Annotated in this window: 9 protein-coding genes; 6 read left to right on the forward strand and 3 right to left on the reverse strand. The window is 65.9% G+C overall.

What is annotated here, in order from left to right:
- Positions 1-66 precede the first annotated feature (66 nt).
- Positions 67-531, forward strand: a complete 465-nt coding sequence (locus KUV81_RS04110) for a DUF2306 domain-containing protein (protein ID WP_222542571.1) — start codon at positions 67-69, stop codon at positions 529-531.
- Here the strand turns inward: KUV81_RS04110 and KUV81_RS04115 are convergent.
- A complete protein-coding gene (locus KUV81_RS04115) occupies positions 528-1,154 on the reverse strand; it encodes a GNAT family N-acetyltransferase (protein ID WP_222542572.1) in 627 nt (208 codons plus the stop codon). The genes KUV81_RS04110 and KUV81_RS04115 overlap by 4 nt on opposite strands.
- Before the next feature lie 162 nt (positions 1,155-1,316).
- Entirely contained in the window at positions 1,317-3,275 is a 1,959-nt protein-coding gene (gene acs, locus KUV81_RS04120; RefSeq protein WP_222542573.1) for an acetate--CoA ligase, read from the reverse strand.
- Positions 3,276-3,443: 168 nt separating this feature from the next.
- Between acs and KUV81_RS04125 the strand changes: the two genes are divergently transcribed.
- A complete protein-coding gene (locus KUV81_RS04125) occupies positions 3,444-6,845 on the forward strand; it encodes a PAS domain-containing hybrid sensor histidine kinase/response regulator (protein WP_222542574.1) in 3,402 nt (1,133 codons plus the stop codon).
- On the opposite strand, the gene KUV81_RS04130 is transcribed toward KUV81_RS04125, so the two are convergent.
- Entirely contained in the window at positions 6,846-7,280 is a 435-nt protein-coding gene (locus tag KUV81_RS04130) for a hypothetical protein (RefSeq protein WP_222542575.1), read from the reverse strand. It lies immediately after the preceding gene.
- A 204-nt stretch (positions 7,281-7,484) separates the two neighbouring features.
- Here KUV81_RS04130 and KUV81_RS04135 point away from each other — a divergent pair, with 204 nt between their 5' ends.
- The 4 genes from KUV81_RS04135 (at position 7,485) to KUV81_RS04150 (ending at position 13,669) form a co-directional block, all read left to right on the forward strand.
- A complete protein-coding gene (locus KUV81_RS04135; RefSeq protein WP_222542576.1) occupies positions 7,485-7,820 on the forward strand; it encodes a hypothetical protein in 336 nt (111 codons plus the stop codon).
- Between the two features lie 68 nt (positions 7,821-7,888).
- A complete protein-coding gene (locus KUV81_RS04140; protein ID WP_222542577.1) occupies positions 7,889-9,229 on the forward strand; it encodes a TolC family protein in 1,341 nt (446 codons plus the stop codon).
- Positions 9,229-10,488 (forward strand): efflux RND transporter periplasmic adaptor subunit, encoded by a 1,260-nt coding sequence (locus KUV81_RS04145; protein WP_222542578.1) that lies wholly within the window; start codon positions 9,229-9,231, stop codon positions 10,486-10,488. Before KUV81_RS04140 ends, KUV81_RS04145 begins: the two co-directional genes overlap by 1 nt.
- A gap of 10 nt (positions 10,489-10,498) precedes the next feature.
- Positions 10,499-13,669 carry an efflux RND transporter permease subunit gene (locus tag KUV81_RS04150; RefSeq protein ID WP_222542579.1) on the forward strand — a complete coding sequence of 1,057 codons (3,171 nt, stop codon included), beginning with the start codon at positions 10,499-10,501 and terminating at the stop codon, positions 13,667-13,669.
- The last annotated feature ends 41 nt before the right edge of the window (positions 13,670-13,710 follow it).

The following is a 13,710-nucleotide window of genomic DNA, read 5'->3' on the forward strand; positions in this document are numbered from 1 at the left end:
GCGCCTTTTTTGTGCCCGGGCCCGTGGCGGCGCTATCTTGTTAGGGACCAACAAGGAGGCACCCCATTGGGTCAAATCCACTTCTACTGCGCGGTCAGCGCACTGCTGCTCGGCCCCTGGATCCTGTGGCGGCCCAAGGGCACCCAGAGCCATCGCTGGCTGGGTCGGCTCTGGGTCGGCCTGATGCTGGTGAGCAACCTCACGGCGCTGTCCCTGGTGACGGTGCATGGGCTGACCCTCTTTACCCTCCTGGCGCTCTACAGCCTGGTTTCGGTGCTGGCGGCCTTTGTGCTGGTGTGGCGCAAACCCATCCCCCATTGGCGGGTCTGGCACTACTACCTGATGAGTTACGGCTACCTGGGGGTGCTGGCGGCGGCGCTGGCGCGGCTGCCGGTAATGATGGGCAGCGCCTTCTGGCCCGGGGTGCTGGGCACCATGGTGGTGGTGTTCGGTGTTGGGGGCTGGTGGACGGAGCGGGTGGCCCGGGAACGGGTGATCCCCGCCCGGCGCTCGTCCGGCGAGAAAGCCTAGGTTTCGATCCCCTGGTGCATGGCGCCCACGGTGGCGTGGTGGCTGTCGTTGTCGTCGCTGGGAGGCTGATGGGTGTCCAGGGTGACGGTGAACTCCCCCTCGTCGTACACCAGCTCCGTGGGGTAGCCCTGGCTTTTGAGCAGCTTGAGCATGGCGTGGTTCTCGGCGTGCACCAGGGCGATCACCCGGTTGATGCCCCACTGGCGGCCCACGGCCAGCAGCTGGCGCACCAGCACCCGGCCAATGCCCCGGTACTGCATCTCATCGATCACCAGACAGGAGAGCTCGGCCACGTCGGAGTCGGCGGTGGCCCTAATCAAGCGCCCGGCGGCCACCATGCGCTGCTCCGGCCCCCAGAGCACCACCAGGGCCAAGTGGGTGCCGAAATCCACGTCGGTGTATCGGGCGATCGCCTCCAGGCTGGGGGCGCTGATCACCCGGAAAAAGCGCATGTAGAGGGTGCGCTCCGACAGCGTGGGGTAGAGATCCCGCATCTCGAACTTGTCGTCCGGGGCGATGGCGCGGATCACCACGGGATCCCCCTTGCGGGTCTGATCGCACAGGTAGAGCCGGGCCGCCTCTTCGGCAGACAGGGCAGGGGGGTGAGCGAGCGCAGATTCCATCGACCTCAACCGGCAAAGAGTTTCACTGAGGGGATTGTAGCAGTGCAGATTCTGACCGCACTGAGAAACGGATCCCAATTCCCACTTCCATCTGATTGATTCTCCAAGTCAAAAAAAGGCCCACCAAAGTGGGCCTAGGGGTCGGGAAGGGTCTCAGGGAACTCAGTCCGCCTGACGATTCAACCGAGTATCGATGAGGTGGTCCAGCACGGACGGGTCAGCCAGGGTGCTGTTGTCCCCCAGGGTGCCCACCTCGTCGGCGGCAATCTTGCGCAGGAAGCGGCGCATGATCTTGCCGGAGCGGGTCTTGGGCAGGCCCGGGGCCCACTGGATGAGATCCGGGGAGGCCAGGGCGCCAATCTCGCTGCGCACCCACTGACGCAGGGCCTGGCGCAGCTCTTCGCTCTCCTCCACCCCCTGGTTGAGGGTGACGTAGGCGTAGATCCCCTGACCCTTGATGTCGTGGGGGTAGCCCACCACCGCGGCCTCGGCCACGTCGTGGTGCGCCACCAGGGCGGATTCGATCTCGGCGGTGCCCAGACGGTGGCCCGAGACGTTGATGACGTCATCCACCCGGCCGGTGATCCAGAAGTAGCCGTCTTCGTCCCGCTTGGCACCGTCACCGGTGAAGTACATGCCGCGGAAGGTCTTGAAGTAGGTCAGCACAAAGCGCTCGTGGTCGCCGTAGACGCTGCGCATCTGTCCCGGCCAGGAGTCCAGCAGCACCAGGTTGCCCTCGCCGGGCCCTTCGATGAGGTTGCCCAGGTTGTCCACCAGCGCCGGCTGCACGCCGAAGAAGGGGCGGGTGGCACTGCCGGGCTTAAGGTCGGTGGCGCCGGGCAGGGGGGTGATCAAACAGCCGCCGGTCTCGGTTTGCCACCAGGTGTCGACGATGGGGGATTTGCCGCGGCCGATCACCTCGTGGTACCAGCGCCAGGCCTCCGGGTTGATGGGCTCACCCACGCTGCCCATGATGCGCAGGCTTGACCCGTCCATGGTGTCGAAGTGCTCGGTGCCCTGGGCCATCAGCGCGCGGATCAGGGTCGGGGCGGTGTAGAGGATGTTGACCTTGTGGCGGTCGATCATCTCACCGAGGCGACCGGCGGTGGGCCAGTTGGGCACCCCTTCGTGCATCAGGATGGTGGCGCCGTTGGCCAGGGGGCCGTACACCATGTAGGAGTGGCCGGTGATCCAGCCCACGTCCGCGGTACACCAGTAGATTTCGCCCTCACGGTAATCGAACACGTACTCGTGGGTCATGGAGGCGTACACCATGTAGCCACCGGTGGTGTGCAGCACACCCTTGGGTTTGCCGGTGGAACCGGAGGTGTAGAGGATGAACAGCGGATCCTCGGCGTTCATCTCCCGGGCGTCGCAGTGCTCGGAGGCGACGTTCATCAGATCGTGCCACCAGATGTCGCGACCCTCGACGAAGTTGACCGCATCGTTGCCGGTGCGCTTGAGAACGATCACCCGCTCGACGGTGGTGACGTCCGGGTGGTCCAGGGCGGCATCGACGTTGGCCTTGAGCGGCACGATGCGACCGGCGCGCACCCCCTCATCGGAGGTGATCACCACCTTGGACTGACCGTCGTTGATGCGGCTGGCGATGGAGTCGGGGGAGAAACCGCCGAAGATGACGGAGTGGATGGCGCCGATGCGGGCACAGGCCAGCATGGCCACCGCCGCTTCCGGCACCATGGGCATGTAGATGGTCACCACGTCGCCGCGACGCACACCCTGGCTGCGCAGCGCGTTGGAGAACTTGCACACCTCGGCGTGCAGCTCGGCGTAGGTCAGGGTGCGCTGCTCGTTGGCGTCGTCCCCTTCCCAGATGATGGCGGTCTGGTCGCCCCGGGTTTCCAGGTGGCGGTCCAGGCAGTTGTAGGACGCGTTGAGGGTGCCGTCGTAGAACCACTTGATGTAGAGGTTATGGTCGTCGAAGGAGACCTTGCGGATCTTGGTGAAGTCTTTGAACCAGCTGATCCTGTGGCCATGCTCGCGCCAGAAGCCCTCGGGGTTGACCACCGACTCCTGGTACATCTTGCGATACTGTTCGTCATTCAACTTACTGCTCTCGGCCAGCTCCGGGCTGACCGGGTAGAGAGACTGCGTACTCATGGGGTTTCCCTCTCCTCAAATGGGTGTGTCCAAAGTCTTCCAGCCGGCGCCAGACCCTGCCATTCGACCATGGTCTAGTCGAACTGTGGCCCGTCCTCTTCCCTAAGACTTTGTCGCCCAATGCTTTGCTGGCAAACTGGGCGAAAGGATCACCGCATCACGGACGCCATGCTCTCTTCGTTAACCGTCATCACCGTCTCTCTGGGTTACGTGACCCTGCTGTTTCTGATCGCCTGGCTGGGGGAGCGCTGGGTCGGCAAGCGCAAGGCCAAGCTGGGCCCCTGGGTGTACGGCCTCTCCCTGGCGGTGTACTGCTCCTCCTGGAGTTTCCTCGGAACCGTGGGCCAGGCCAGTACGGATCCCTGGGCCTTCCTGCCCATCTACATCGGCCCCATCCTGCTCTTTACCTTAGGCTTTGGCTTTATCCGCAAGCTGGTGATGGTGGCCAAGGCCCAGAGCATCACCTCGGTGGCGGATTTCATCGCCGCCCGCTACGGCAAGTCCCAGCTGCTGGCGGTGCTGGTGACCCTCATCGCCACGCTGGGGATCATGCCCTACGTGGCGCTGCAGCTGAAAGCCATGGTGTTCTCCCTGGGGCTGTTCGCCAGCGACGACTTTCTCGAAGCGGACACCCTGGCGCTGCTCATCGCCCTGACCCTGGCCCTGTTTGCCATCCTGTTCGGCACCCGCAAGCTGGACGCCACCGAGCACAATCCGGGGATGATCCTGGCGGTGGCCTTCGAGTCCTTTGTGAAGCTCTTCGCCTTTGTGCTCGTCGGGCTGGTGGTGATGTACGGCCTGTTCGACGGGCCCATGGACATCGTCGACCAGGCCCAGAGCCAGGGGGTGGCCCCGTCACTGGTGCTGGATCTGGCGGAGCTGGGGCCGGAGATCCTGATCTCCATGGCGGCCTTCGTCTGTCTGCCGCGGATCTTCCACGTCATGGTGGTGGAGGTGGAGCAGACCGACCACGTCGACCGCGCCCGCTGGGTGCTGCCCCTCTACCTGGTGCTGATCTCCGTGTTCGTGGTGCCCCTGGCCCTGGCCGGCCGGGTGCTGCTGGGGGACGCGGTGGCCCCGGACACCTACGTCATCAACCTGCCCCTGGCCATCGGCGCCGACGCCCTGGCGGTGATCGCTCTGCTGGGCACCATCTCCGCCGCCAGCTCCATGGTGATCGTCGCCGTGGTGACCATCGCCATCATGATCTCCAACGAGTGGCTGGTGCCCCTGCTGCTGCGCTCCGGCAAAATCCGCGGCAAGAGTTTCGATCAGTTCTCTATCGGCCTGCTTAACGCCCGCCGTCTGGTGATCCTTGTGCTGCTGCTGGCGGGTTTTCTCGCCTACCGGCTGCTGGACAACACCGACACCCTGGCGCGGATCGGCATGCTGGCCTTTGGCGCCTTCGCCCAGCTGGCCCCGGCCCTGGTGGGCGGACTCTACTGGAAGAAGGGCCACCGCAACGGCGTGCTGCTGGGGCTGGTGGTGGGCTTCGGCGGCTGGTGCTACGTCATGGCCCGGCCCATGCTGGGGCTGGAGTTTGGCCACCTGCAGCTGCTGGGCAACCTCAACGACGACATGAACCACATCCTGTTGGCCCTGGTGGCCAACGCCGTCTGTTACGTGGTGGGCTCCTGGCTCTCCCGTCCCTCGGTGACGGAGCGGATCCAGTCCGGTGCCTTTGTGCAGCTGCCGGGGATGCCCAAGACCAACCTGGGGCGGGTGGGCTCCATCAGTCAGCAGGATCTTTTGTTGCTGGCCAGCCGCTTTGTCGGCCCGGCCCGGGCCTACTCCTCCTTCTCCCGCTTCTTCCCCGACGCCATCGCCCGGGAGAGCTGGAACAAGCAGGCCAGCGAAGCGCTGATTGAGCACACCGAGCGGCTGATCGCATCGGTGCTGGGGGCCTCTTCCGCCTCGGTGGTGATGGACAGCGTGATGCGCGGCCGGGACTTGGCCCTGGATGAGGTGTTCTCCCTGGTGGATGAGGCCAGCGCCAAGATCCTGATGAGTCAGGATCAGCTGCGCGGCGCCATCGAGCACGCCTTCGAGGGGATGAGCGTGGTGGACGCGGATCTCAACCTGGTGGCCTGGAACCAGCGCTACGAGGAGCTGTTCGACTTCCCCGAGGGGTTCTTGAAGGCGGGGATGCCGGTGGCGGAGATCATCCGCTACAACGCCCAGTTGGGCCGCTGCGGTCCCGGTGAGGTGGAGTCCCATGTGGATAAGCGGGTGGCCTACATGCGGGCCGGCTCCGCCCACACCTCGGAGCGGCGCCGGGACGACGGCCGGGTGATCCGGATGCGGGGCAACCCCATGCCCGACGGCGGCTTCGTGATGACCTTCAGTGACATCACCGATTTTCGCGCCCAGGAAGCGGCGCTCAAAGAGGTTAACGAGAACCTCGAGGCCCGGGTGGCGGAGCGGACCGCTGAGCTTGCGGAGCTCAACGCCCGGCTGATGGAGACCAAGGCCGCCGAAGAGCAGGCTAACCAGTCCAAGTCCCGCTTCCTGGCGGCGGTGGGCCACGATTTGATGCAGCCGCTGAACGCCGCCCGGCTCTTTACCGCCTCGCTGATGCAGGAGACCCGGATGCACCCCAAGGACCATGAAACCGTGGTCCACATCGCCGGCTCGCTCAAAGGCGCCGGGGAGATGCTGTCGGATCTGTTGGACATCTCCAAGCTCGACGCTGGCACCATGATGGTGGAACGCCGGGCGGTGAACCTGGCCACGGTGCTGGAGCCGCTGACGGTGGAGTTTGGCGCCATGGCGGACAACAAGGGGCTGACCTTCCGCCACCGCCTGCGGGACCTGACCCTGGATACGGATCCCAACCTGCTGCGCCGCCTGGTGCAGAACTTCCTCACCAACGCCCTGCGCTACACCGACTCGGGCACCATCTTGATGGGCTGCCGGCGGCGGGGCCAGGCGGTGGAGATCCAGGTGTTCGACACCGGCTGCGGCATCGCCGAGGACCAGGTAGAGGAGATCTTCAAGGAGTTCCGTCAGCTGGAGGGGCAGGGGGACCGCGCCGGCCTGGGCCTGGGGCTGGCCATCGCCGATCGCATCGCCAAGGTGATGGAGACGCCGCTTACTGTGCGCTCCGCCTTGGGGGAAGGCTCCATGTTCTCGGTCACCGTGCCCCTGGCCCGCTACAAGGTGCAGGCGGCCACCGTCGGCGCGGTGCGCACCGCGCCGCTCAAAGGGGTCAAGGTGCTGTGCATCGACAACGAGGAGGCCATTCTGGCGGGGCTGGAAAGCCTGCTCAAACGCTGGCAGTGTCATGTGGTGACTGCCAAGGACCTGGCAGACGCCCGTATCCGACTGGGCCTGAAGGGGTTTGCTCCGGACATCGTGCTGGCGGATTACCACCTGGACGACGGCCAGAGTGGCCTGGAAGCGATGGACGGCATCCGCAAACTCTACGGCGCCGAGCTGCCGGGGATCCTCATCACCGCCGACACCCGCAAAGAGCTGGTGGAGGAGGTTGAGGGGCGGGGGTATCGCTACATGGCCAAGATGGTGCGCCCGGCGGCACTGAGGGCGATGATCTCCGCCTCCATCAAGTGATCAGCCCTCGCTGCGGCCAAAGAGGCCACCGGGCACCAACGCCAGGATAAGCCACACCAACAGTTGGAAGCCGTTGGCCGCCTGGGCCGTCCAGCCGTAGGAGATGGCGGCCACCAGCAGGGTCAGGGCGATGGCGGTGGGCCAGCCCGGCAGCCCCATGTGGCGCAGCCGCTTGGCCATCAGGTTGAGCCCGGCGAAACTGAGCAGCACAAACACCACCACCAGGACCAGCAGCGCCGGCAGCGACAGACTGTCCGCCAGCTGGGCCTGGGTGTCCGCCAGCTCCCCACCCATCATGGTCTCGGTGATGCCGATGGCCACCCCCACGGCGATGCCGATGCCGATCCCCAGCAGGCTGAGCAGCAGGGAGTACCCCAGGTAGGGCAGACGGGCCAACTGACCCTGCTGGATCTCACCCCAAAGTGCCTTGAACATGACGGCTTACCCCAACACAGTGCTTGTGCCTCAAGCCTAGAACAGCGACAGCGACGAGGAAACTGCACTGGCGGCCCGTTAAAGGTGTCCAGGTTGTTGAAAATGAGTAACAACGGTTGGTACAGTGTGGCCACCTGCGCGCCGGCGCGGGGCACGGATTGAGGAGGCGAGTTGAGCCACGCACGGAACGGACACCAACGCATCATGACACTGACCCTGTTGTCGGTGCTGTGCCTGTTGCAGGTGTTTGCCAGCTGCCTGACCCAACCGGTTCACCTGGATGACGTGCTCCATCCCATGGGGGAGCAGGTGGCCCACCAGCACAGCGCCGATCACCGTTTTGGCCCGGCGCCCATGGGGGCGGCCGACGCCACCGTCGGGGGTGAGCACGAACACTCCCTGCACGCCCATCTGCCCTGTCATCCCCCCGCCGAGCATCACTTCGACATGGGCAAGCCCGACACCGGGCTTATCCTGGCGCGCACCCCAAACCGACCGGACCGCCGCCTGGCGCCGCCGCTGCCGCCTCCTAACGCCTGATCCCACACGCATTCCCCTGATCTTTTTTCAACCGGTACGGCTTCGTCGTGCCGGCGTGTGGAGTATCTATGAACATTCGATTCATACCGGGTCCCGGCGCAGACGGGGCCTCAAAGGCGGGCGCACGACGGCGTCGTCGACCCCGCCACGGGCTGTGGGCGGCCGGCGTTCTGACGCTGTCGCTGCTGACCCAAACCAACGTTCAGAGCCAGGAACTCAACCTGGCCGAAGTGATGGAGCAAACCCTGCTCCATCACCCCCAGTTGCAGCTGTTCCCCTTTGAACAGCGCCGGGCGGAAGCCCTGGCCCTGCAGGCGGGGATCCGCCCCAACCCCAAGCTGGCCCTGTCCGCGGAGAACCTGCTGGGCAGCGGCAAGTACCAGGGCGTCGACGGCGCCGAGCTCACCCTGACCTTCAGCCAGCTGGTGGAGTTGGGCGAGAAGCGCCAGCGTCGGGTCGACCTGGCTCAGGCCCAGCAGCGTCAGCAGGTGCAGGCTTACGAGCAATTGCGCCTCGATGTGCTGGCCGAGGCGGCCAGCCGTTACTACGAGCTGCTGCGTCTTCAGGCATTAGTCGCCTGGAACCAACAGCGGATCCAGACCGAGCAAGAGGCGGTGGCGCAGATCACCGAGCGGGCCCGGGCCGGGGCGGTGTTGCAGGCCGACGTCACCCGCATGCGCCTGCGCCTGGCCCAGTCCCAGGCCGAACTGGGTCAGTTGAACAACGCCCAGGCCCAGGCCCAGCGTCGGCTGGCGGCCATGTGGTCCGCCGAACCCGACTTCGAACGGGTCCAGGGCAGGTTGTCCCGTCTGCAGGCGGCCCCCAGCGCGGCCGACGCTCTGAACGCGGCACAGAACGCCCCCCGCTATCTGACGCTGCTCAGTTCCGAGCGGGTGGCTGAGGCCAACCGACGACTGCAGGAGGCCAACCAGAAGTGGGATCTCAGCTACGGCGTCGGGGTGAAGCACACCCTGGAGAACGACGATACCGGCCTGGTGTTCAATCTGTCGGTGCCCCTGCACCTGTCTGACCCCAACCAGGGCAACCTGCTGGCGGCCCGGGCGGAGCAGGATCGTGTTATGCATCAGCAGAGCCTGGCCCGAACCGAGTTGCGACTGACGGTGCTCGATCTGCACCGGGCTTTGAGTGACCGACTCGCCCAGGTACAGCACCTGGAGCGCGAACTGCTGCCCCTGGCAGAGTCGTGGCTCAGCGAGATGGTGCGCGCCTACCAGGCCGGACGGGTCGATGTGCGCGCGCTGCTGGACGCCCAGTCCCAGCAGTTTGAGCTGCAGCGCCAGCGCATCGAGATGCAGGCGGAAGCCTGGCAACAGCGCCTGGCGCTGGAGCGCCTGCTCGGCCAGCCCCTGACCCCAACTACCCAGACCATGACGCCGGAGACCCCCTGATGACTTTTTCCAAGAACCGATTGGCGGCGTCGATGCTCCTGGCCGCCCTGACTTTGACCGCCCCCCAACTGCTGGCCGGTGGCGGTCACGGCCACCACGATGACGATCACGTCGAAGCGGAGGATCCCAAGGGGCCCAATGGTGGCACGTTGTTGAGCGAGGGCGCCGTGGACCTGGAGATCACCGTGTTCGAGCGGGGTGTCCCGCCGGAGATGCGGGTCTACGCCTACCGCGATGGCCAGCTTCTGGACCCGGCGCAGGTTGAGCTGTCGGTGGCCCTGGGCCGCCTTGGCGGCGTGACCGACACCCTGAGCTTTGTGGCGGAGGGCGACTACCTGGTCTCCGAACAGGTGGTGACCGAGCCTCACTCCTTCGACGTTCGCGTCAAGGCCCAACTCGAAGGCGAGCGCTACCAGTGGGACTACGCCTCCCACGAGGGGCGCACCACCTTGTCCGACCGCCTGCTGGCGCTCTCCGGGGTGGACACCGCCGTTGCCAAGGGCCAGACGCTGCGTTTCACCGAGACCCTGTTTGGCGTGGTGCAGCCGGCCCAGGAGCGGCTGTTCAGCGTCAGCGCGCCCTACAACGGCATGGTGGAGCGGCTCTACGTCAACATTGGCGACCGGGTCGAGCAGGGCCAGGCCATCGCCGAGGTGCGCAGTAATGACACCCTGCAGCGCTACACGGTCACCGCGCCGGCCGACGGTGAGGTGATTGCCCAGTGGCTCAGCGTGGGAGACCAGACCAACGGCCAGGCGTTGCTGCAGCTGGCGGACCTTTCCCAGGTGTGGATCGATCTCTCCGCCTTTCCCCAGGCGCTGGAGAAGATTGCCGTGGGCATGCCGCTGACCGTCCTGTCGATGCACGACGCCGAGCGGTGCGAAGGCGGGGCGCGCAGTCGCATCAGCTACATCGCCCCCACCATGACCGGCGGCCACATCGCCCGGGCCCGGGCGGTGATCGACAACGCCGACGGCCAATGGCGACCCGGCATGCACGTTCAGGCCCGGGTGCTGACTGAGCAGCGTGAGGTGCCGCTGGCGGTGCACGTCGATGCCCTGCAGCGCTTTCGCGACATGGACGTGGTGTTTGGCCGCTACGGCAACACCTTCGAGGTGCGGATGGTGACGCTGGGCGACAGCGATGGCGAGTACGTCGAAGTGCTGGAGGGCCTGGCCCCGGGCACCGAGTACGTCACCGTCAACAGCTACCTGATGATCGCCGACGTCAGCAAAGACGCCGCCAAGCACGACCACTAGGAGGCAAACCATGATAGATACCATCATTGCCTTTGCCCTGCGACGACGGGGTTTGGTGCTGGCGTTGACCCTGATGGTGGCGCTTTTGGGGCTCTACAACCTCACCAAGCTGCCCATCGATGCGGTGCCGGACATCACCAATGTTCAGGTGCAGATCAACACTCCGGCGCCGGGCTACTCACCGCTGGAGTCGGAGCAGCGGATCACCTACGTGGTGGAAAACGCCATGGCGGGGATCCCCAACCTGGATTACACCCGCTCCATCTCCCGTTACGGGCTTTCCCAGGTCACGGTGATCTTCGAGGAGGGCACCGACATCTACTGGGCCCGGCAGCAGATCAGCGAACGGCTGCAAAGCGTTCGCGCCGAACTGCCCGCCAACCTGGAGCCCATGCTCGGCCCCATCGCCAGCGGTCTGGGGGAGGTGTTCACCTACGCGGTCCGGGCCGAGGAGGGCGCCCGCCAAGCGGACGGCTCGCCCTACAGCGCCGAAGACCTGCGCACCATCCAGGACTGGATCATCCGCCCCCAGCTGGTGCAGGTGCCCGGGGTCACCGAGATCAACAGCATCGGCGGCTTCGAGCGTCAGTACCAGGTGGCCCCCAGTCCCGGCAAGATGCTGGCCTTTAAGGTCACCCTGCTGGACATCCTCACGGCGCTGGAGCGCAACAACCTGAACGCCGGTGCCGGCTACATCGAGCGCAATGGCGCCCAGTGGCTGGTGCGCTCCCCCGGTCAGCTGCAGGGCCTGGAGGAGATCCGCGATGTGGTGGTCGCCAAGCGGGACGATGCGCCTGTGCGGGTGGGGGACGTGGCCCGGGTCTTCTTCGGCAAGGAGCTGCGCACCGGCGCGGCCACCCAGTTCGGGGAGGAAACGGTGCTCGGCACCGCCTTTATGCTCATCGGCGAGAACAGCCGTGTGGTGGCCAAAGCGGTGGGGGAGAAGCTCACCGAGGTCAACGCAACCCTGCCCGAGGGGGTGGTGGCCGAGGCGGTTTATGACCGCACCACCCTGGTGGACCAGACCATCGCCACGGTGCAGACCAACCTGTTCGAAGGGGCGGTGCTGGTGATCGCCGTGCTGTTTCTGTTCCTCGGCAACATCCGCGCGGCGCTCATCACCGCGCTGGTGATCCCGTTGAGCATGCTGTTTGCCGTCACTGGTATGGCCGCCAACCGGGTTTCTGGCAACCTGATGAGCCTGGGGGCCATTGACTTCGGCCTCATCGTGGACGGTGCGGTGATCGTGGTGGAGAACTGCCTGCGTCGGCTGGGCCTGGCCCAGCACGACCGGGGCCGGCTGTTGACCCTTGAGGAGCGGCTCAAGGTGGTGTTTGAGGCCACCCAAGAGGTGTTCCGCCCGGCGGTGTTCGGGGTGCTGATCATCATGCTGGTGTACCTGCCGATCTTCGCCCTGTCCGGAGTGGAGGGCAAGATGTTCCACCCCATGGCCTTTACCGTAGTGGCGGCCCTGGCCGGGGCGCTGATCTTCGCCATCACTTTCGTACCCGCCGCCATCGCGCTCTTTGTGCGCGGCCGGGTACAGGAGAAGGAGAACGCCCTGATGGCGGGGGCCCGGCGACTCTACCAGCCGGTGCTGAGCCTGGCACTGCGCCACAGCTGGGCCCCCATCGCCCTGGCGCTGGTCATGGTCGCAATCTCGGTACAGCAGTTTCGCCAGATGGGCAGCGAGTTTCTGCCCCAGCTGGACGAGGGGGATGTGGCGCTGCACGCCCTGCGGGTCACCGGTACCGGGCTGGACCAGTCCATCGACATGCAGATCAAGCTGGAGCGGTTGATCGGTGAGTTCGGCGAAGTGGAGCGGGTGTTTTCCAAGATTGGCACCCCCGAAGTGGCCACGGATCCCATGCCCCCCAGCGTGGCGGACACCTTCCTGATCTTAAAACCAAAGGACCAGTGGCCGGACCCGACCAAGAGCAAGGCCGATTTCCTCTCCGAGCTGCGCCAGATGGTGGAGTCGGTGCCGGGCAACAAGTACGAGTTCACCCAGCCCATCGAGATGCGTTTCAACGAGCTGATCGCCGGGGTGCGCACTGACGTGGCCCTTCGGATCTACGGCGACGATCTGGACAGTCTGTTGGCGGCGGGCAACCGCGCCGAGGGGATCCTCCAGGGGGTTGCCGGCTCGGAAGATGTGCGGGTGGCGGCGCTGGACGGCCTGCCCATGCTGTCGGTGGAGCCGGATCGCGACCACCTGGCGCTGCTGGGGCTGACGGTGGCGGACGTCCAGGCCACGGTGCAGGCGGCCATCGCCGGCATCGACGCCGGGCTTATCTTCGAGGGTGACCGCCGCTTCCCGCTGGTGGTGCGCTTCGATGAACGCCTGGGGGCCGACTTCAAGGGGCTGACCAACCTGCCCATCGCCCTGCCGGCCGAGCTCAATCCGGATCTCAGCTACGTGCCCCTGGGGGAGGTGGCCCGGGTGGCCCGCATTCAGGGCCCCAACCAGATCAGTCGGCAAAACGGCAAGCGCCATGTGGTGGTCACCGCCAACGTGGTGGGCCGGGACCTGGGGGGGTACATCGCCGAGGTGAAAACCCGGATGGCGGCGGATCTCAACCTGGCACCGGGCTACTGGGTGGCCTACGGCGGCACCTTCGAACAGCTGGAGTCCGCCACTGCGCGGCTGGCCATCGTGGTGCCCCTGACGCTGCTGCTGATCTTCGGCCTGCTCTACAGCGCCTTCGGCTCCCTGCGGGATGCCTTGATCATCTTCACCGGGGTGCCTTTGGCGCTGACCGGTGGGGTGCTGGCCCTGGTGGCGCGGGAGATGCCGCTCTCCATCTCAGCGGCGGTGGGCTTTATCGCCCTGTCCGGCATCGCGGTGCTCAACGGGGTGGTGATGCTCACCTTTATCCGCGAGCTCAAGCAACAGGGACTGGCGCTGCTGGAGGCGGTACAGCAGGGGGCCAGTGCCCGACTGCGACCGGTGTTGATGACCGCCCTGGTGGCCAGCCTGGGCTTTGTGCCCATGGCGCTCAATACCGGCACCGGGGCCGAGGTGCAGCGGCCCCTGGCCACCGTGGTGATCGGCGGGATCCTCTCCTCGACGCTGCTGACCTTGATTGTGCTGCCCGTACTCTACCGGTTGGTACATCGCCTGAGTGAGGGGCGCAACCGATCCGCGCCGACACAAGGGGTAGAGGCCACGGCCGGATAAGCCCACTGGGAATTCCATTGAACGCCAAAACGGGCCCCTCG

Origin of the sequence: Ferrimonas balearica (genome assembly GCF_019802085.1) — a bacterium.
In the GTDB taxonomy this organism is placed as follows: Bacteria; Pseudomonadota; Gammaproteobacteria; order Enterobacterales; family Shewanellaceae; genus Ferrimonas; species Ferrimonas balearica_B.